This is a genomic window from Rhizobium sp. Pop5 (assembly GCF_024721175.1).
Classification (GTDB): Bacteria; Pseudomonadota; Alphaproteobacteria; order Rhizobiales; family Rhizobiaceae; genus Rhizobium.
The window spans coordinates 1,114,316-1,132,237 of sequence record NZ_CP099399.1; the positions used below are offsets into that span (position 1 = coordinate 1,114,316).

Below are 17,922 nucleotides of genomic sequence, written 5' to 3' on the forward strand. Positions count from 1 at the left end.
ATGAGAGAAGGCCGGTTCCGAGGCTGGCGGAATGGCCGGTGTCTACGTGCGCCTGGGAGAGGCGTGCGCCCTTACCGGAGGAAAATCGAATGCCCGCCAGCACCATCAAATTGCATGTCAGCCATACCTACAGGGCACCGCCCGCTGTCGTCTACGACGCCTGGCTCAACCCCGAAATCGCCCGGCGCTTCCTGTTTGCGACTGATGACGGTCATGTCATCCGCGCCGAAATCGATCCCCATGTCGGCGGTCGTTTCTTCATCGTCGACCGACGCCCGACCGGAGACGCATTTCATCAGGGCGTTTTCCTGGAACTGAAGCGTCCCCGGCATATGGCCTTCAGCTTTTCTGTCGAGGACCACGATCACAATTGCGACCGTGTCGAAATCGACATCGAACCACTCGGCGGCGGCAGCCGCCTGACGCTGACTCACGAAATGTGCGCCGAATGGGCCGAACACGAGGAAAAGACCCGTCGGGGCTGGGCGCATGTGGTTGAGGGGCTAGGCAGGGAGCTGGAACAGCAGCAATTGAAGCCTACGGGTTGAGCGGCACGCTGAAGTCACGCAGGACGAGGAAGTAACAACGTCTATTCCGCAATCTGGATGGCGCTCTTCCCTCGTACCATCCAGAAGCAATGCCCGGCGATCGCCGTCACCAGGATGCCGCCGCCGACGAGTGTCATTGTCGCCGGCGTTTCCGCAAAGATTAGCCAGACCCAGATCGGGGCGAGCACCGTTTCCAGCAGATAGAACATGCCGACTTCAGGCGCGGAGAGGTAGCGCGGCCCGGTCGCAAGGCACCAGAACGCAACCGGCATCATGATGGCGCCATTAAAGAGGATCCAGCCGGGATGGGCGATCACAAGCCCTGAGGGTAGCGCTTGCGCGAGGCCGAGCGCGGCCGGCAGGACGGCGGCAAGCAGCGGCACAAAGCCCATTTGCCGCCGTGAGGCGCGCCCGACCGTGATGGCTGCGGCAAGAATAAGCGCGCTGAGAAGCGCCATGGCGTCGCCAAAAAAATGGCCGCTGGAAAGCCCTTCGTTCACGATCAGCCCGACGCCTGATATCATGAACACCATGGCAATGAGCGTTGCGGGCTGCGGCTTCTCCCTAAGGAAAGTCCAGGAAAGAAGCGCCCCGAACATCGGGTTGAAGGCGACGATGAAGACGACATTGGCTGTGGTCGTATTGAAGATAGCCAGCACGAAGGTGAGGGAGGAGAGGCCGTAGAGCAGACCGGCGAGCACGCCGGGCCGCCCGGGAACGAGAACCGGCCATTTGCCCGAAGCAAGGCGCATCGCTGCAAGAATGACCATCGTAGCGAGAACCGTTGCCGCGCTTCGCGCTCCCAGCACTGACCAGATGTCGCCATCGCCAAGGCGGACGAGCGGAATATCCATGGAAAGCGCCAGCCCGCCGATCGCCGTCAGCAGCAGACCCTTCCGATGATCGGAAAGTGAGGTCGGGAACATTCAGTCGTGGGTGCTTTCGGGCATGGAGGAGGGGTCGAAACGTTCCCAGCCGCGCGGGGTCAGATGCTCCTGCGGCTGGAAACGGGTCTTGTAGTCCATTTTCCGCGACCCTTGAACCCAATAGCCGAGGTAGACGTGCGGCAGGCCCAGCGCTTTCGTACGTCTGACATGGTCGAGAATCATGAAGGTGCCGAGCGAACGCCGCTCGAGTCCCGGATTGAAGTAGGAATAGACCATCGACAGCCCGTCGCTCATCGTGTCGGTCAGAGCGGCGGCAAGCAGTTCGCCTTTCGGCCTCGGTTCCAGTCCGGAGCCTTCCTCGCGCAGGCGATATTCGATGATTCTGGTATTCACATGCGTGTCTTCGACCATGATCGCATAATCGAGCACGGTCATGTCGGACATCCCGCCCTGCTGGTGGCGAAAATCGAGATAGCGCCGGAAGAGTGAATATTGCTCGCTGGAAGGCTGGGCTGCGAATTCGGTGGCAATCACGTCGGAATTGGCGGCGAGCACTCGCTTCATCGATTTCGTCGGCTCGAATTCCTGGGCGAGAATTCGCACGGAAACGCAGGCGCGGCAGGATTCGCAAGCTGGGCGATAGGCGATGTTTTGCGAGCGGCGGAAACCGCCCTGCGTCAGGATATCGTTCATCTCGGCGGCGCGCGGACCGACCAGATGGGTGAAAACCTTGCGCTCCATCTCATGCGGCAGATACGGACACGTAGCCGGAGCCGTCAGATAAAACTGCGGGGATGGCGTCGTCTGCGTATTCATTTGTCGCGGAAGTTTCCTTGTCGAGACAGTGCCGTTTTCTGACAGCATGACCTAAGAATAAAAAACGTCAACAGCGGGACGGTTCTCGCCCTCCATTTCAGTCTTCTAATTTTAAATATGGAGCGTCGCGCGTGCCCGGCAAAGGGAAGGCGGAGAGTTTTTTCGTCTCCGCCACGAAGTCTTGGTCGAGGTTTCAAGCCGTGCGCACCGTCACCGTGCCAACCAGCAGGTCGTGGATGAGACGGCTGCGCTCGATAAACAGGCCGGCCAGCAGGATGAGCGGCGTCAGCACCGAGTTGAGGATCCAGAACAGCGCCAGATGCACGATCGCCGTCAGGAAATCCATCGGCCGTCCGTCGACGCGCACGATCGCGATGCCCATTGCGCGCATGCCGAGCGAGGCCTGGCTCGGTCCGCCCACAGTCAGGCCGAAGTAGATGCCGGCGACGATGACGAAGAGTGCAGGGTAGAGGAAAAAGCCCAGTCCGAGGGTGACGATCGACAGGAAGAACAGCACGATTGCCGCAGGAATGCACAGCAGCGCCACGATTAGGTAGTCGAGGATGAAGGCGAAGACACGGCGGCTCAACACGCCGCTATAGGCGCGCCAGTCGTCCGGGGCGGCATAAAGCGGATTGGGGTTGTAGCTCATCTCAATCTCCTCAGGAAAAGCGATGCCGCTGATATGGTGATGGCAGGGCGAAATGCAATAATTCGCGCTGTACTAGCGTTTGCTTAGAATTTTCGCGACCTCGACCGCGAAATAGGTGAGGATGCCGTCGCATCCCGCGCGCTTGAACGACAGCAGCGTTTCGAGCATTGCCCGCTCACCGTCGATCCAGCCGTTCATCGCTGCAGCCTTGATCTGCGTATATTCGCCGGACACCTGATAGGCGAAAGTCGGCAGGCCGAAGGCCTCCTTCACGCGCCAGCAGATGTCGAGATAGGGCAGGCCCGGCTTGACCATCAGCATGTCGGCGCCTTCCTCGACGTCGAGGGCGGCGTCGCGGATCGCTTCGGTGCCGTTGGCGGGATCGAGATAATAGGTCTTCTTGTCGCCTTTCAGCAGTCCGCCCGTCGAGATCGCCTCGCGATAGGGCCCGTAGAAGGCGGAAGCGAATTTCGTCGCATAACTCATGATGCCGACGCTCTGATGGCCTGCCGCATCGAGCGCCATGCGGATCGCGCCGATGCGCCCATCCATCATTTCCGACGGCGCGATGATGTCGGCGCCTGCGTCGGCCTGCATCACGGCGGCGCGCGCCACCTGATCGACCGTCTCGTCGTTGACGATCTCGCCGTCTCTCAGGATGCCGTCATGGCCGTGGCTGGTGAAGGGATCGAGCGCGACGTCTGTGATGACGCCGATATTGGGCACCGCCTTCTTGATCGCCGCTGTTGCCTGGTTGATCAGGTTGTTGGCTTCGAGGCTGTTCGAACCGGTCTCGTCGCGCAGCTCCATCTCGATGTTTGGAAAGGTCGCAAGTGCCGGAATGCCGAGGTCTGCCGCCTCCCGTGCGGCTTCGACGGCTTTGTCGACGCTCATGCGGTTGACGCCGGGCATGGCCGGAATCGGATCGACGATGCCGGAACCCGGCACGATGAAGATCGGCCAGATCAGGTCGTCGACGGTCAGCCGGTTCTCCTGTACAAGGCGGCGCGTCCAGTCCGCCTTGCGGTTGCGCCGCATGCGGCGATGGCCGGTGATTTCGTCGACGAGATGCGTCCTGTCCTGCATGATATCTATCCCTGGCCCATTCCATTTATTGGAGGGCTCATTATCATGGCGCCTGGAAAATCCAAACCGGACGATTGGCCGCGGCGGAAGACTGCTCGTAATGATACAACTCCCAAACCGAAGTTTGCGCTATGGAAACCGACTCACCGACGATACCGAAACGCACGCTGGCGGATCTTCTCTTCATCCTCTTCCTGAGACTGGTGGCCGTATCCTGCTTCTGGTTCGGGCTGCAATATTGGGCGATGCTCGTCGGCTATTCGCTGGTCGGCGCCGGGCGCTTCGATCTTTTAAGTCTGCCATGGAAGGTGGCGAGCACCAGTCTGGCGGTGCTTTTCCCTGTCGCCTCCCTCGGTCTATGGCTCACCGTCTCCTGGGGTCCTGTCATCTGGGTGTTGGCGGCCGGCGGTCAGATTCTTATGTACGGCCTCCTGCCAGACATATTCGGCCCCAACAAGCTGATCATTCTGCTGCATGTCATGGTGGCCGCCGTCTACTGGACTTTCCGCCTGCTGCTCTGGCTGGAAAAGCGCCGTCACCGCCGTCAGGTAAGCGTTGATTTACCCTGAGACAACGTGGGGTTTCCGGTAAGGCTCCATTAAGCCTGCGGTTTAAGTCGAATTTTATATGTATTCGATAGGGTCTCACTCAAGGCGGGAAGAAAACACACCGCCAACCAAACAGTGAGGCAGTCAACATGAATACGAAAATCAAGCCGCAGGCGGTATCGAACTTCCGTGACCAGCAGGATCAGGGCATCCGTGATCTTTACATGGAATCCCTTCATCTTGTCGAACGTCTTCACCGCCGTCTTCTCGACGTCATCAAGGACGAGTTCGACCGTCAGGGTCGCAGCGACGTCAACGCCATCCAGGCGCTGCTCCTTTTCAATATCGGCAACTCCGAGCTGACCGCCGGCGAGCTGCGCTCGCGGGGCTACTATCTCGGCTCCAACGTCTCCTACAACGTCAAGAAGCTGGTCGACCTAGGCTTCATCAACCACCAGCGCTCGCGCATCGACCGCCGCTCGGTCCGCATCAGCCTGACCGAAACCGGCCAGGACATCGCCGAAACGGTCGCCAAGCTCTACGAACGCCACATCGCCTCGATCGACAAGGTCGGCGGCATCGGCACCGACGAGTTCACCCAGATGAACAAGCTGCTCCAGCGGCTGGATCGCTTCTGGAACGATCAGATCCTCTATCGCCTCTGAGACCCGAGACCTCCTTCCAGGGTTGAAGAAAACCGGATGCGTTCCCTGCGCGTCCGGTTTTGCCGTTTGCGCCCGCGTGTCATCTTTGCAACGCATGGCTGACAAGCGCAAAGGCCGGTATTCAAGTCGTTTTTTAGCCGTTATTAACCGGCACGGTTTAGCCCGTCATATGGTTCGTTGCGTTGTGTTCCCCGGCAACCGGAGTCCTCTCCCGCTCTGGCAACACGAATTGGCCATATTGGTGTGGCAGCGGAAGGCTGACAACCGGCGCTTTCAATGGACCAGGAACGTCCAGGCTTTCCTATCGCAATCGTGTGATGGGACGCGCGGAATTTCCTGATGCGCCGGAAGAACGAATGGATGGGATCTGCGTTTGCAGGCGCAGTGATATCGCAAAAAGGCCGCGCTTTTTATGGCGGCATTGAGTGGTTGGGACGAATGTCGAAGAAAAACGGAATTGAAGCTCTCTCGCGCCGCGCTTTCCTTGCGTCCGCGGCAACGGTTGGTGCCGGCGCGCTTGCCGCCCCCGCATTCGCGCAATCGGCGCTCGATGGGCTCCTGAATGCCCCGAAACGCGGCAACTGGGACGACCAGTTCGACGCCAAAGCGGCTTCGCGCACGGCAACCGCCGTCCTTTCCAACACCCCGATCCTCAGCCCCCAGTCGGTCGCGAGCGCACAGCAGGCGATCATGCAGTATCAGCAGATCGCTGCCGCCGGCGGCTGGCCTGAAGTCAATCCCGGGGACCAGCGCCTGCAACTCGGCGTTTCCTCTCCCGCCGTCCAGGCGCTGCGCCAGCGCCTTGCGATCACCGGCGACCTGCCGCGCGAGGCCGGCATGTCGAGCGCCTTCGATTCCTATGTCGATGGCGCCGTCAAGCGCTTCCAGGCGCGCCATGGCCTGCCGGCCGACGGCGTTCTCGGCGAATTCACGCTGAAGGCGATGAACATTCCGGCCGATGTGCGCCTTCAGCAGCTGAATACCAATCTGGTCCGCCTGCAGACCTTCCCGGAGGATCTCGGCCGCCGCCACCTGATGGTCAACATTCCGGCTGCCTATGTCGAAGCCGTCGAAGACGGCAGTGTCGCGACGCGCCATACCGCGGTTGTCGGCCGCTTGAGCCGCCCGACGCATCTCGTCAACTCGAAGATCTACGAGGTCATCCTCAACCCGTACTGGACCGCGCCGCGCTCGATTGTCGAAAAGGACATCATGCCGCTGATGCGCAAGGATCCGACCTATCTCGAAAAGAACGCCATCCGCCTGATCGACGGCAAGGGCAACGAAGTCGCCCCCGAGACCGTCGACTGGAACGGCGAGGCGCCGAACCTGATGTTCCGTCAGGACCCGGGCAAGATCAACGCCATGGCGTCGACGAAGATCAACTTCTACAACAAGAACGGCGAGTACATGCACGACACGCCGCAGCAGGGCCTGTTCAACAAGCTCATGCGGTTTGAATCGTCGGGCTGCGTGCGCGTCCAGAACGTCCGCGACCTGTCGACGTGGCTGCTGCGCGAGACGCCTGGCTGGAGCCGCCAGCAGATGGAGCAGGTCATCGCAACCGGCGTCAACACGCCGATCAAGCTCGCCACCGAAGTGCCGGTCTATTTCGTCTATATCTCCGCCTGGGGCATGCCCGACGGCGTCGTCCAGTTCCGCGACGACATCTACCAGATGGACGGCAATGCCGAGCTGGCGCTCGATACCACGGCCGGCATGGAACAGCCGGTCCAGTAATAAGCGGCGACCTCTGCATCGTGACTTGAAACCGCGCTTTCCCGGCGCGGTTTTTTTTATGCAGGGAGAGGTGGTGACTGAAGTGGCCGCCGAGCGGTGACGCAAAAGTGTCAGAGCGCGCGCTTTGCCCAGCAAATGTCGTTCTTCGTATTGCTCTCGCCCCGGCGGAAGGCTAATACCTCAGCGCATTCCAGTTGAGGAGCCCGCCCATGACCAATGCTTCCACCGAATCCTTCTTCAATCGCTCGCTTGCGGACGTCGATCCGGAAATCTTCAGCGCGATCGGAAAGGAACTCGGTCGCCAACGGCACGAGATCGAACTGATCGCTTCCGAGAACATCGTCTCCCGCGCCGTGCTGGAAGCCCAGGGCTCCATCATGACCAACAAATATGCCGAGGGTTATCCCGGCAAGCGCTATTACGGCGGCTGCCAGTTCGTCGATATCGCCGAGGAACTGGCGATCGAGCGCGCCAAGAAGCTGTTCGGCGTCAACTTCGCCAACGTCCAGCCGAATTCCGGCTCGCAGATGAACCAGGCCGTGTTCCTGGCGCTGCTGCAGCCCGGTGACACCTTCATGGGTCTCGACCTGAATTCGGGCGGCCACCTCACGCACGGCTCGCCGGTCAACATGTCCGGCAAATGGTTCAACGTCGTTTCCTACGGCGTGCGCGAAGGCGACAACCTGCTCGACATGGATGAAGTCGCCCGCAAGGCCGAAGAGCACAAGCCGAAGCTGATCATCGCCGGCGGCACTGCCTATTCCCGCATCTGGGACTGGAAGCGCTTCCGCGAGATTGCTGACAGCGTCGGCGCCTATCTGATGGTCGATATGGCCCACATCGCCGGCCTCGTTGCCGGTGGCCAGCATCCGTCGCCGTTCCCCCATTGCCATGTCGCGACGACCACGACCCACAAGTCTCTGCGAGGCCCGCGCGGCGGCGTCATCCTCACCAATGAGGAGGATCTGGCCAAGAAGTTCAATTCGGCCGTCTTCCCGGGTCTGCAGGGCGGTCCGCTGATGCACATCATCGCTGCCAAGGCGGTCGCCTTCGGTGAGGCGCTGCAGCCGGAGTTCAAGGAATACGCCGCTCAGATCGTCAAGAACGCCCGTGCGCTTGCCGAAACGCTGATCGCAGGCGGCCTCGATGTCGTCTCCGGCGGCACCGACAACCATCTGATGCTCGTCGACCTGCGCAAGAAGAACGCCACCGGCAAGCGCGCCGAGGCCGCTCTCGGCCGCGCCTACATCACCTGCAACAAGAACGGCATTCCCTTCGATCCGGAAAAGCCCTTCGTCACCTCGGGCGTGCGCCTGGGTGCACCGGCCGGCACGACGCGCGGCTTCAAGGAAGCGGAATTCCGCGAAATCGGCAACCTCATCGTCGAGGTTCTCGACGGCCTGAAGGTCGCCAATTCCGATGAAGGCAATGCCGCCGTCGAAGCCGCCGTGCGCGGCAAGGTGGTCAACCTCACCGACCGCTTCCCCATGTATGGCTACATGGGGTAAGGAGTAGGGATGCGCTGCCCCTATTGCGGTTCGGAAGATACCCAGGTTAAGGATCTGCGTCCGGCGGAGGACAATACGTCCATCCGCCGGCGGCGTATCTGTCCGGATTGCGGCGGCCGTTTCACCACCTTCGAACGCGTGCAGTTGCGCGAGTTGATGGTCATCAAGAAGACCGGCCGCAAGGTGCCGTTCGACCGCGACAAGCTGGTGCGCTCCTTCGAAGTGGCGCTGCGCAAACGCCCGGTCGAGCGCGACCGCATCGAGCGCGCTGTTTCCGGCATCGTCCGCCGGTTGGAAAGCTCCGGCGAGACCGAGATCTCCTCGGAGCAGATCGGCTTGCAGGTGCTCGAAGCCATGAAGAGCCTCGACGATGTCGGCTTCGTGCGTTACGCCTCGGTCTATCGGGATTTCACGCTTGCCGAGGATTTCGAGAAGGTCATTTCGGAAATCAACGCCAAGATCGCCCGCGATCCGCTGGACGTCTGACCATGGGCGAGGGGATCGCTCAGCCTGAGGACCAGCGCTTCATGGCTGCCGCGATCCGTCTTTCGCGCCGGCATCTCGGGCGCACTGCCACCAATCCATCCGTCGGCTGCGTCATCGTTCGCGACGGCTTCATCGTTGGCCGGGCCGTGACCGCGCTCGGCGGGCGCCCGCACGCCGAGCCGCAGGCGCTCGCCGAAGCAGGCGAACTCGCCCGCGGCGCCACGGCCTATGTCACGCTCGAACCCTGTTCGCATCACGGCAAGACGCCGCCCTGCGCGGAGGCCTTGATTGCCTACGGCGTTTCCCGCGTCGTCATCAGCGTAACCGACCCCGATATCAGGGTTTCCGGCCGAGGCATTTCCATGCTGCGCAACGCCGGCATCGAGGTAACGACGGGTGTGCTGGAGGAAGAGGGCAGGCGTTCGCTCGCCGGCTATCTCACCCGCCAGACGAAGAATCGCCCTTATGTGACTCTCAAGCTTGCCGTTTCCGCTGACGGCATGATCGGGCGAGAGGGGGCAGGGCAGGTGGCGATCACCGGCCCGCAAGCCCGCGCCCAGGTCCAGGCGCTGCGCGCCGAGACGGATGCGATTCTGGTCGGGATCGGCACGGCGATATCAGACGATCCGCTGCTGACGGTGCGGACACCAGGTCTTGAGGCGCAGTCGCCTGTTCGTATCGTGCTCGATCCTCTTCTGGCGCTGCCGCTGACGAGTAAGCTGGTTCAGACGGCGCGGGAAGTGCCGGTCATCGTTGTCGCGAGCGAGGAAGTATCTTTATTGCGGGCTGACGCGGAAGGCTTACCCCCCTCTGCCCTGCCGGGCATCTCACCCACAAGCGGCAGGGCAGAGGAGGGTGTCCCACCCACCGACGTTGGCATTCAAACCCGCGGCACCGCGCTCGAAGCCGCTGGCGTCGAAATCGTCTACTGTAGCCCCTATCATCCCGATGTCCTGCTGCCGGCCCTTGCCACACGCGGCATTTCCTCGCTTCTCATCGAGGGCGGCGCAAAGACCGCGAAGCTTTTCCTCGAAGCCGACCTCGTCGACCGCATCCAGCTCTATCAGTCGCCCATTGTCATCGGCGATGGAGGTATTGAATCTCCGTTGCAGGCAACCGACATACCATCCGGTTTCGCCCACCGGGGCACTTATATGTTCGGCGCTGATCGCCTGGATGAATATGAAAGAGAGAATTGATGTTCACCGGAATTGTCACTGATGTCGGTACGATCGAAGCCGTTTCGCAGCTCAAAGAGGGCATCAAGCTCCGCGTTGCGACGAGTTACGACCCCGCGACCATCGATATGGGCGCGTCGATCTCCCATTCCGGCATCTGCCTGACCGTCACCGGCCTGCCGCAGGAAGGCAGCAACGGCCGCTGGTTCGAAGTGGAAGCTTGGGAAGAGGCGCTGCGGTTGACGACGATCGGTACCTGGCGCGAAGGCAGCCGCATCAATCTCGAACGGTCGCTGAAGATCGGCGACGAGCTCGGCGGCCATATCGTGTCCGGCCATGTCGACGGCAAGGCGGAAATTCTCTCGGTGACATCGGAAGGCGACGCCGTGCGTTACCGCCTGCGCGCGCCCGAACATCTGGCGAAATTCGTGGCGCCCAAGGGGTCGATCGCACTCGACGGCACCTCGTTGACCGTCAACGCGGTCGACGGCGCGGATTTCGACGTCCTGCTCATTCGCCACACGCTCGAGGTTACCACCTGGGGCGACCGTAAGGCCGGCGATTTCGTCAATTTCGAAGTCGATACCATGGCGCGTTATGCCGCCCGGCTCGCCGAATTTCCTACCGCAAAAACTGAATGATCTCGCCGTTATATTGGGTGCGCGCCGTCTCGCGGAAACCGAGTTTGGCGGCAACCCTCAGCGACGCCTGGTTTTCGGGGCTGATGATGCAGGTCATTGGCCTTGCCGGAAAATGCACTTCCGCCCAGCCGATCAGGGCGGTCAGCGCCTCGGTGGCATAACCGCGGCCATGCATCGAGGGCAGCAGCGCCCAGCCGAGTTCCATGGTCCCCTCGATCGAGGGTTCCATTTCGCGGCGAGCCTCCAGAAAGCCTGCTTCACCGATGAAGAGGCCGCTTTCTTTTTCCACGATCGCGAGAAAGCCGAAGCCCATATGGTGCCACATGCCGGCAATGCGCAGCATGCGGCTCCAGCTCTGCTCGCGCGTCGACGGCACGCCGGTGATGAAGCGAACGACGTCTTCGTTCGCCCACAGCACTGCATGGGCCGCAAAATCGTCGAGGCGGTGAGGGCGAAGCATCAGCCGCTCGGTTTCGAGGGTCGGGATGTCGGTCACGTCGGATCCTTTTGGAAATGGCGCTCTCAGGCGCCGGGCTCGCCGTCCCAGTAATCGAGATTGCTTTCAAGCCGCCCGATATGGCGGAAGCGCTTCGCAGCATCCCTGTTCGTTTTGGCAAGAAACTTTCCGGAATCGGGATATTCGACGATCTCCGTCTTCGCCATCGTCGAAATGCCGAGATAGATGAGCGTCGTCGTGCCGGTGTTGATGATCTGGTGTGCCGTTTCCGGCCCACCGGCCGGTGCGCCGAGCACATCGCCCGCCTTGATCGAATGGCGTTCGTCGCCGAAGCGATATTCGCCGGCACCCGAAATCACGTAGAAAAGCTCGTCCTCGACATGGTGATTGTGGAAGGGGCAGCTCGATTTGCCCGGCGGCACCTCGTTGTAGCTGATGCCAAGGCCGGCAAGGCCCAGCAGCGCGCCGAACGAAGTATCGGCGCTTTCGTAGAACTCGCCCTGTTTCCAGTGGTCGAGCTTGAGATCGGCGATATTGATCACTGCTTTTGCTTCCGTCGCCATGATGCTCTCCTGTTGCAGGAAGAGAAGCTATCATCATGGGGAAAAATTCAATGGCTTTCCGCATGATACCCCCGCATGGGCGGAGAGGAGACCGCCGCCCATGCCTGGAGCGCCTCGCCACGAATTGGGCAGAGGCCGTCAGCGAACGTAGAACGTCATGCTTCCGTCGGCCGCCTGTTCGGCATTGACGATATTGCGGACATCGACGCCTTCATTGTTGAGCCGGTGGGCAAGCGACTTGTTGGCGTCGATCGAGGCTTGGATGCCGCGAATGGCCTCGCCGGAACGCTCCGGTGCCGAACGCGGGCCGGTCGTCTCGTCATCGAGATTGCGCCAGTTGTGCACTTGCTCGATATTGAAATCATTGCTCTGGAAGGTCCTGAGCGTCTGCTCGATACCTTGGGCGGTATTCATTCCAAGGCTTTCGGCCCGACCGATGCCGGCAAAGGCGAGGGAGGAGAGCGTTGCTGCGAGGGTAATGGTGATAACGCGGTTCATGATAGTATCCTTTCATCTGCTTTGACGGTCGGCTGTCGTTGCAGGGGATCGTCTGCGTTACGATATCGAAGTGGCGCCCCGCCATTCCCGTTTCAATGGGGTAAGTCACTGAAGAACAATTAAAAATTGTTCATGAAAACTGCCCTCGAATTGCCGTTTTCCAGGCATCGGGCAGAGCCAAGTCAAGGGGCTTGTCCGACCGCGCGCGGCACGCGCAGCTATCCCTTTGCGGATATTTCCTCTTTCCGCATTGCGGCATCTGGCGAAATCACTTGCCATTCGCACGAAGGCGTGTTTTGACCGCGGGCTGCCGAGTGGAAAACGCCCCTCCAACCGAAGGTGAACCATGCCAAGAGAGACCGCTCCCCATATTTTGATCGTTGAGGCCCGCTTCTACGACGACATGGCCGATGCGCTGCTCGAAGGCGCGACCTTTGCGCTTGACGAAGCCGGCGCCACGTACGAAGTCGTCACCGTTCCCGGTGCACTGGAAATTCCAGCGGCGATTGCCATGTCGCTCGATGGGGACGACAATGGCGGCACGCATTATGATGGCTATGTCGCCCTCGGCATGGTCATCCGCGGCGAGACCTATCACTTCGATATCGTATCGAACGAATCCTCGCGCGCTTTGATGGATCTCGCGGTCAGCGAATCCCTTGCCATCGGCAATGGTATCCTGACCGTTGAAAACGACGAACAGGCCTGGGCGCGCGCACGCCGCTCGGAAAAGGACAAGGGCGGATTTGCCGCTCGCGCGGCTCTGACGATGATCGGGCTGAAGCAGAAATTGGGTGCATAACGAATGAACGACGACAAGACGGAACGGCCGGTCAAGACTGCGAACCAGCGGGGCGCTGCCCGCCTTGCTGCGGTCCAGGCGCTTTATCAGATGGATGTCGGCGGCACGGGCGTTCTGGAAATCGTGGCTGAATACGAGGCGCACCGCCTCGGCCAGGAACTCGACGGCGCGACCTATCTGAAGGCCGACGCCGCCTGGTTTCGTTCCATCGTCTCCGGCGTCGTTCGCGATCAGGTCCGCCTCGATCCACTGATCGCCCAGGCATTGCAGGATGATTGGGCTCTGTCGCGCCTCGACAGCACCGTGCGCGCCATCCTGCGCGCCGGCGTTTTCGAGCTCATCGATCGCAAGGACGTTCCGGTCGCGGTCATCGTCACCGAATATGTCGAGATTGCCCAGGCCTTTTTTGAGGACGACGAGCCGAAGCTCGTCAACGCCGTGCTCGACCGCATTGCAAAGCAGGTCCGCGGCGAGGCGAAGAAGTAAGTCCTTAGCCGCCAAATAATCTTCCCGCTTCTTTCGTCGCACTGCAATGGTTTTCGCCCATTGCGGTCTTGACGCCACGTGATCGACCACGCAATCTCCGCACCGCTTAGCTGTGGCGTTTCTGTGGAGAGGAAAGGCGATTCGGCGGCGTTTTCGCCGGAGTAGGAGTGAGCTCCGGCCTACGGGAGGAAAGAGCGAAATGACCATTCTTTTATGCGTAATTGCATGCGGTCTGCTCTCGGTGGCCTATGCCGCCTGGGCAACCCGGTCGGTGCTTGCCGCCGATCAGGGCAACAGCCGCATGCAGGAGATCGCGGGTTATATCCGCGAAGGCGCTCAGGCCTATCTGACCCGCCAGTATAAGACCATTGCCATTGTCGGCGTTGTTGTTTTCATCGCGGCATGGCTGCTTCTTTCCGCAACGGCCGCCATCGGTTTCCTGATCGGTGCCGTACTATCGGGCGCTGCCGGTTTCATCGGCATGCACGTCTCCGTCCGTGCCAACGTGCGCACCGCGCAGGCTGCTTCCGCCAGCCTTTCCGCCGGCCTCGACATCGCCTTCAAATCGGGCGCCATCACCGGCATGCTGGTGGCGGGTCTCGCGCTGCTCGGCGTCTCCATCTACTATACATTTTTGACCTTCGGGCTCGGACATGAGAGCGGCTCGCGCGAAGTCATCGATGCGCTCGTGGCGCTCGGCTTTGGCGCCTCGCTGATCTCGATCTTCGCCCGTCTCGGCGGTGGCATCTTCACCAAGGGCGCCGATGTCGGCGGCGATCTCGTTGGCAAGGTGGAAGCCGGCATTCCCGAAGACGATCCGCGCAACCCGGCAACGATTGCCGACAACGTCGGCGACAATGTCGGCGACTGCGCCGGCATGGCAGCCGACCTGTTCGAGACCTATGCGGTCTCGGTCGTCGCCACCATGGTTCTCGCCGCGATCTTCTTTGCCGGCGCGCCGATCCTCCAGTCCGCGATGATCTATCCGCTGGCGATCTGCGGGGCTTGCATCATCACCTCGATCATCGGCACCTTCTTCGTCAAGCTCGGCTCGAACGGCTCGATCATGGGTGCACTCTACAAGGGCCTGATCGTCACCGGCCTGCTGTCCATCATCGGACTCGGCGCGGCCACCTCGCTGACGGTCGGCTGGGGTTCGCTCGGCACCGTAGCCGGCGCCGACATATCGGGTACGAACCTCTTCATCTGCGGTCTCGTCGGCCTCGTCGTTACCGCTCTGATCGTCGTCATTACCGAATATTACACCGGTACCGGCAAGCGCCCGGTCGTTTCGATCGCCCAGTCGTCGGTAACCGGCCATGGCACCAACGTCATCCAGGGTCTGGCGGTTTCGCTGGAATCGACGGCCCTGCCGGCCATCGTCATCGTCGGCGGCATTCTGGCCACCTACCAGCTCGGCGGCCTCTTCGGCACCGGCATTGCGGTCACCGCCATGCTCGGCCTTGCCGGCATGATCGTTGCGCTGGACGCCTTCGGGCCCGTCACCGACAATGCCGGTGGCATCGCGGAAATGTCGCATCTTCCGCCGGAAGTGCGCAAATCGACCGACGCGCTCGACGCCGTCGGCAACACTACCAAGGCCGTGACCAAGGGCTATGCGATCGGTTCGGCCGGTCTCGGTGCGCTGGTGCTGTTTGCCGCCTACGCCAACGACCTGCAATATTTCGCGGCCCATGGCGATCAATATCCATACTTCGCCAATATCGGCGCGATCTCCTTCGAGCTGTCGAACCCCTACGTCGTCGCCGGCCTGCTGTTCGGCGGTTTGATCCCCTATCTCTTCGGCGGCATCGCCATGACCGCCGTCGGCCGCGCCGCCGGCTCGATCGTCGAGGAGGTGCGCCGTCAGTTCAAGGCAAAGCCGGGCATCATGCAGGGCACGGAGAAGCCGGACTACGGCAAGGCCGTCGACCTTCTGACCAAGGCAGCCATTCGCGAGATGATCGTGCCGTCGCTGCTGCCCGTGTTGGCACCCGTCATCGTCTATTTCGGCGTGCTGCTCATTTCCGGTTCCAAGGCCTCGGCCTTTGCCGCTCTCGGCGCATCGCTACTCGGCGTCATCATCAATGGCCTCTTCGTCGCCATTTCGATGACATCAGGTGGGGGCGCCTGGGACAATGCCAAGAAGAGCTTCGAGGACGGTTTCGTCGACAAGGACGGCGTGCGTCACATGAAGGGTTCGGATGCGCACAAGGCATCCGTCACCGGCGATACGGTCGGCGATCCCTACAAGGATACCGCCGGCCCAGCCGTCAACCCGGCGATCAAGATCACCAATATCGTCGCGCTGCTGCTGCTTGCCATTCTTGCCGGCTGATCGGTAGAGCCCAGGCGCTGCGGTTCGCCGCGGCGCCGTGACCATTGAAAAACCCGCCGGAGCGATCCGGCGGGTTTTTCGTTGAAGACATGTCCGATCAGCGCAGGCTGCTCGGATTCTGCGGCGTGCCGCCGGCGCCACCGCCGAACAGGCTGCGCGCGGCGCTTGCGGCGCTGCCGCCGGAGAGCATCTGCTGCAGGAAGGTGAGTTCCTTGCCGCCGGTCGGCGTGACGCGCGAGATCGTGTCGAACACCTTGCCGTCCTGCAGCGCGTAGTTGGCGCGGCGGGTGACGACGCCGTTCTTGTCGAAATAGACGGCCAGAATGCTCTGGTCGACGACCTTCAGTTTCTGGAAGGCGACGGCGCGTGAGCGCCGCTGCGAGATGTAATAGAAAACTTCGCCATCAAAAGTTGCCGTCGTCGACGGCGTGCCGAGCGAAAGCAGCACCTGCTCGCGGCTGGAGCCTTCAGGTACCAGGTTCAGCGACTGCTGGTCGACGATGTAGCCGCCATTAAGCACCGTGCTCGTCTGGCAGCCCGAAAGTGCTGATGTGGAGGCGATTATGAAGGCAATGGCCGCGCTGCTGAAGAATTTCATGTCAGACTTGAAATACCGTTTCTTCAACGACATTTACTCCCTTGAGTGTCGATAGCAGCCATTTGGGGCCTTGCACGCTTCCCTCCTGCAAAACCATTGTGGCCATTCCGAGTCGAATGTCCCGAATTCGGCTCGCCGGCGTCTTGAGGGGCGCCGTCCCGAAACTGGTCACGATCAGCATTGCAATTCGCGCCTGCTTCGGTAAACCAGCTTTCGAAATCATGCAACAAGGCCGGACGCCAGCCGGCGCGAAGAATGAGGCATTTCCGGAAAAAACATGATCTTCGGGCTGTTCCGTAAGAAAAACAACAATCAGGCGATCGTTGACAGGCAATATGCGGCGCTGACAGCGGCCGCGCGCATGCCCGAACTCTATATCAGGCTGAATGTGCCGGACACGGTCATGGGCCGTTTCGAGATGCTGTCGATTGCCATGATTTTGTTTTTTCGCCGCACACGGGCTTCTGCCGTAAGTGGTCAGGAGATAGCCCAGGAGATCGTCGACGCCTTCTTCCAGGATATCGACTATTCGATTCGCGAGCTCGGCATCGGCGACAACAGCGTGCCGAAGCGCATGAAGAAGCTCGCCGGCATGTTTTACGGCCGGCTCGAAGCCTATTCGAAGGCAATGGATGCCGGTGATGCCGAAGCGCTTGCTCTTGCACTGACGCGCAATATCTACCCCGAAACCACGACGCCGGCCGACATGTCCGGCCTTGCCGGATGGATGATGGCTGCGGAATCCCATCTGTCTGTTGTTCCGGAAGAGGTGATGGCCACCGGTTCGGCAACGCTCCCGCCTGTTGCCTGAAGGAGCAAGCAATGAAGCACGATCGGGACGAAGTTCCCTTCTCCTATCACGTCAAGGTCGGCCATATCTCGGCCAATCCCGTCGAAGTCCATATCGAGGCCGACGACAACGAACTGAAGGCGCTTGCGAAGGCCTGGAGCGTCGTTTCCGTCGACGGTCTGCACGCCGACCTGCAGATTGCCCGCTGGAAGCGTGACGGCGTTCGCGTCAAAGGCCGCGTGCAGGCGAAGATTGTCCAGTCCTGCGTCGTGACGCTGGAACCCGTCGAAGCTGCGATCGACGAGAATTTTGAGCAGATTTTCGTGCCGGAGGGTTCCAAGCTCGCCCGCCAGCCGGGCAATGACGCCGGCGAGATGCTGCTTGATCCCGACGGTCCTGATCTGCCCGAGACCTTCGTAGGCGATACGATCGACGCCGGAGAGGTGGTTGCCGAATTCGCGGCTCTTGCGATCGACCCCTATCCGCGCAAGGAGGGTGTCGAATTCGCCGGCCATATCGAGGATAGCGGCGAGAACGATAAAAAGCCCTCCGCTTTCGCGGCCCTCAAGGACTGGAAAAAGGACTAAGCTTCGCTGGCATTTGATACTATTCAGTTGTAAGCGACGCCAAAACCG

At 61.1% G+C, this 17,922-nt stretch carries 20 protein-coding genes and 1 pseudogene; 13 read left to right on the plus strand and 8 right to left on the minus strand.

The window, feature by feature from the left end:
- Positions 1-89: 89 nt before the first annotated feature.
- Positions 90-548, plus strand: coding sequence for an SRPBCC domain-containing protein (locus tag NE852_RS07615; RefSeq protein ID WP_008522172.1), 459 nt, complete (start codon positions 90-92; stop codon positions 546-548).
- 41 nt (positions 549-589) lie between these two features.
- On the opposite strand, the gene NE852_RS07620 is transcribed toward NE852_RS07615, so the two are convergent.
- The 4 genes from NE852_RS07620 to hemB all read right to left on the minus strand — a co-directional run bounded on the left by NE852_RS07620 (position 590) and on the right by hemB (position 3,989).
- Positions 590-1,474, minus strand: coding sequence for a DMT family transporter (locus tag NE852_RS07620; protein WP_008522171.1), 885 nt, complete (start codon positions 1,472-1,474; stop codon positions 590-592).
- Positions 1,475-2,251, minus strand: a complete 777-nt coding sequence (locus NE852_RS07625; protein ID WP_008522169.1) for an arginyltransferase — start codon at positions 2,249-2,251, stop codon at positions 1,475-1,477. It abuts the gene before it with no gap.
- A gap of 193 nt (positions 2,252-2,444) precedes the next feature.
- Positions 2,445-2,903, minus strand: a complete 459-nt coding sequence (locus NE852_RS07630; protein ID WP_008522167.1) for an RDD family protein — start codon at positions 2,901-2,903, stop codon at positions 2,445-2,447.
- 72 nt (positions 2,904-2,975) lie between these two features.
- Positions 2,976-3,989, minus strand: a complete 1,014-nt coding sequence (gene hemB, locus NE852_RS07635) for a porphobilinogen synthase (RefSeq protein ID WP_258156364.1) — start codon at positions 3,987-3,989, stop codon at positions 2,976-2,978.
- A 131-nt stretch (positions 3,990-4,120) separates the two neighbouring features.
- Between hemB and NE852_RS07640 the strand changes: the two genes are divergently transcribed.
- The 7 genes from NE852_RS07640 (at position 4,121) to NE852_RS07670 (ending at position 10,755) form a co-directional block, all read left to right on the plus strand.
- A complete protein-coding gene (locus NE852_RS07640; RefSeq protein ID WP_258156365.1) occupies positions 4,121-4,558 on the plus strand; it encodes a DUF6163 family protein in 438 nt (145 codons plus the stop codon).
- Between the two features lie 128 nt (positions 4,559-4,686).
- Entirely contained in the window at positions 4,687-5,202 is a 516-nt protein-coding gene (ldtR, locus tag NE852_RS07645) for a transcriptional regulator LdtR (protein ID WP_008522155.1), read from the plus strand.
- Positions 5,203-5,640: 438 nt separating this feature from the next.
- Positions 5,641-6,942: a murein L,D-transpeptidase gene (locus NE852_RS07650; RefSeq protein ID WP_008522152.1), complete on the plus strand. Its 1,302-nt coding sequence runs from the start codon at positions 5,641-5,643 to the stop codon at positions 6,940-6,942.
- Between the two features lie 209 nt (positions 6,943-7,151).
- Complete coding sequence (glyA, locus tag NE852_RS07655; RefSeq protein ID WP_008522150.1) at positions 7,152-8,450, plus strand: serine hydroxymethyltransferase; 1,299 nt, start codon at positions 7,152-7,154, stop codon at positions 8,448-8,450.
- A gap of 9 nt (positions 8,451-8,459) precedes the next feature.
- Positions 8,460-8,936 carry a transcriptional regulator NrdR gene (gene nrdR, locus NE852_RS07660; RefSeq protein ID WP_258156366.1) on the plus strand — a complete coding sequence of 159 codons (477 nt, stop codon included), beginning with the start codon at positions 8,460-8,462 and terminating at the stop codon, positions 8,934-8,936.
- 2 nt (positions 8,937-8,938) lie between these two features.
- A complete protein-coding gene (gene ribD / locus NE852_RS07665; RefSeq protein ID WP_258156367.1) occupies positions 8,939-10,135 on the plus strand; it encodes a bifunctional diaminohydroxyphosphoribosylaminopyrimidine deaminase/5-amino-6-(5-phosphoribosylamino)uracil reductase RibD in 1,197 nt (398 codons plus the stop codon).
- Positions 10,135-10,755 (plus strand): riboflavin synthase, encoded by a 621-nt coding sequence (locus NE852_RS07670; protein ID WP_008522136.1) that lies wholly within the window; start codon positions 10,135-10,137, stop codon positions 10,753-10,755. The genes ribD and NE852_RS07670 overlap by 1 nt, the downstream gene beginning before the upstream one ends.
- On the opposite strand, the gene NE852_RS07675 is transcribed toward NE852_RS07670, so the two are convergent.
- The 3 genes from NE852_RS07675 to NE852_RS07685 form a co-directional block, all read right to left on the minus strand.
- Entirely contained in the window at positions 10,736-11,251 is a 516-nt protein-coding gene (locus NE852_RS07675) for a GNAT family N-acetyltransferase (RefSeq protein ID WP_008522134.1), read from the minus strand. The two genes, NE852_RS07670 and NE852_RS07675, sit on opposite strands and share 20 nt — an antisense overlap.
- Before the next feature lie 26 nt (positions 11,252-11,277).
- The gene (locus tag NE852_RS07680; protein WP_258156368.1) at positions 11,278-11,775 is read right to left on the minus strand and encodes a cupin domain-containing protein; all 498 of its coding nucleotides are present in this window, start codon (positions 11,773-11,775) and stop codon (positions 11,278-11,280) included.
- Positions 11,776-11,913: 138 nt separating this feature from the next.
- Entirely contained in the window at positions 11,914-12,273 is a 360-nt protein-coding gene (locus NE852_RS07685; protein ID WP_258156369.1) for a hypothetical protein, read from the minus strand.
- Positions 12,274-12,619: 346 nt separating this feature from the next.
- On the opposite strand from NE852_RS07685, the gene ribH reads away from it, so the two are divergent.
- From ribH to NE852_RS07700, 3 genes are all read left to right on the plus strand, one after another.
- On the plus strand, positions 12,620-13,075 hold the full coding sequence (gene ribH, locus NE852_RS07690; RefSeq protein WP_008536836.1) for a 6,7-dimethyl-8-ribityllumazine synthase: 456 nt from the start codon (positions 12,620-12,622) through the stop codon (positions 13,073-13,075).
- 3 nt (positions 13,076-13,078) lie between these two features.
- Positions 13,079-13,561, plus strand: a complete 483-nt coding sequence (gene nusB / locus NE852_RS07695; protein WP_258156370.1) for a transcription antitermination factor NusB — start codon at positions 13,079-13,081, stop codon at positions 13,559-13,561.
- A gap of 199 nt (positions 13,562-13,760) precedes the next feature.
- A complete protein-coding gene (locus tag NE852_RS07700) occupies positions 13,761-15,899 on the plus strand; it encodes a sodium-translocating pyrophosphatase (protein ID WP_258156371.1) in 2,139 nt (712 codons plus the stop codon).
- A 97-nt stretch (positions 15,900-15,996) separates the two neighbouring features.
- On the opposite strand, the gene NE852_RS07705 is transcribed toward NE852_RS07700, so the two are convergent.
- Entirely contained in the window at positions 15,997-16,530 is a 534-nt protein-coding gene (locus NE852_RS07705) for an outer membrane protein assembly factor BamE (protein ID WP_008522098.1), read from the minus strand.
- A 188-nt stretch (positions 16,531-16,718) separates the two neighbouring features.
- On the opposite strand from NE852_RS07705, the pseudogene NE852_RS07710 reads away from it, so the two are divergent.
- Positions 16,719-17,308 (plus strand): annotated as a pseudogene (locus tag NE852_RS07710) (ubiquinol-cytochrome C chaperone family protein).
- A gap of 11 nt (positions 17,309-17,319) precedes the next feature.
- Positions 17,320-17,874: a DUF177 domain-containing protein gene (locus NE852_RS07715; RefSeq protein ID WP_008522094.1), complete on the plus strand. Its 555-nt coding sequence runs from the start codon at positions 17,320-17,322 to the stop codon at positions 17,872-17,874.
- Positions 17,875-17,922: the final 48 nt, after the last annotated feature.

Excerpts from the sequence above, each read along its gene's own strand:
- ribD (WP_258156367.1), top strand. The coding sequence starts at position 8,939 with ATGGGCGAGGGGATCGCTCAGCCTGAGGACCAGCGCTTCATGGCTGCC.
- NE852_RS07670 (WP_008522136.1), top strand. The coding sequence starts at position 10,135 with ATGTTCACCGGAATTGTCACTGATGTCGGTACGATCGAAGCCGTTTCG.
- NE852_RS07685 (WP_258156369.1), bottom strand. The coding sequence starts at position 12,273 with ATGAACCGCGTTATCACCATTACCCTCGCAGCAACGCTCTCCTCCCTC.
- ldtR (WP_008522155.1), top strand. The coding sequence starts at position 4,687 with ATGAATACGAAAATCAAGCCGCAGGCGGTATCGAACTTCCGTGACCAG.
- nusB (WP_258156370.1), top strand. The coding sequence starts at position 13,079 with ATGAACGACGACAAGACGGAACGGCCGGTCAAGACTGCGAACCAGCGG.
- hemB (WP_258156364.1), bottom strand. The coding sequence starts at position 3,989 with ATGCAGGACAGGACGCATCTCGTCGACGAAATCACCGGCCATCGCCGC.
- NE852_RS07650 (WP_008522152.1), top strand. The coding sequence starts at position 5,641 with ATGTCGAAGAAAAACGGAATTGAAGCTCTCTCGCGCCGCGCTTTCCTT.
- NE852_RS07680 (WP_258156368.1), bottom strand. The coding sequence starts at position 11,775 with ATGGCGACGGAAGCAAAAGCAGTGATCAATATCGCCGATCTCAAGCTC.
- NE852_RS07630 (WP_008522167.1), bottom strand. The coding sequence starts at position 2,903 with ATGAGCTACAACCCCAATCCGCTTTATGCCGCCCCGGACGACTGGCGC.
- glyA (WP_008522150.1), top strand. The coding sequence starts at position 7,152 with ATGACCAATGCTTCCACCGAATCCTTCTTCAATCGCTCGCTTGCGGAC.
- NE852_RS07615 (WP_008522172.1), top strand. The coding sequence starts at position 90 with ATGCCCGCCAGCACCATCAAATTGCATGTCAGCCATACCTACAGGGCA.
- NE852_RS07705 (WP_008522098.1), bottom strand. The coding sequence starts at position 16,530 with ATGTCGTTGAAGAAACGGTATTTCAAGTCTGACATGAAATTCTTCAGC.
- NE852_RS07715 (WP_008522094.1), top strand. The coding sequence starts at position 17,320 with ATGAAGCACGATCGGGACGAAGTTCCCTTCTCCTATCACGTCAAGGTC.
- NE852_RS07625 (WP_008522169.1), bottom strand. The coding sequence starts at position 2,251 with ATGAATACGCAGACGACGCCATCCCCGCAGTTTTATCTGACGGCTCCG.
- NE852_RS07700 (WP_258156371.1), top strand. The coding sequence starts at position 13,761 with ATGACCATTCTTTTATGCGTAATTGCATGCGGTCTGCTCTCGGTGGCC.
- NE852_RS07640 (WP_258156365.1), top strand. The coding sequence starts at position 4,121 with ATGGAAACCGACTCACCGACGATACCGAAACGCACGCTGGCGGATCTT.
- nrdR (WP_258156366.1), top strand. The coding sequence starts at position 8,460 with ATGCGCTGCCCCTATTGCGGTTCGGAAGATACCCAGGTTAAGGATCTG.
- NE852_RS07620 (WP_008522171.1), bottom strand. The coding sequence starts at position 1,474 with ATGTTCCCGACCTCACTTTCCGATCATCGGAAGGGTCTGCTGCTGACG.
- ribH (WP_008536836.1), top strand. The coding sequence starts at position 12,620 with ATGCCAAGAGAGACCGCTCCCCATATTTTGATCGTTGAGGCCCGCTTC.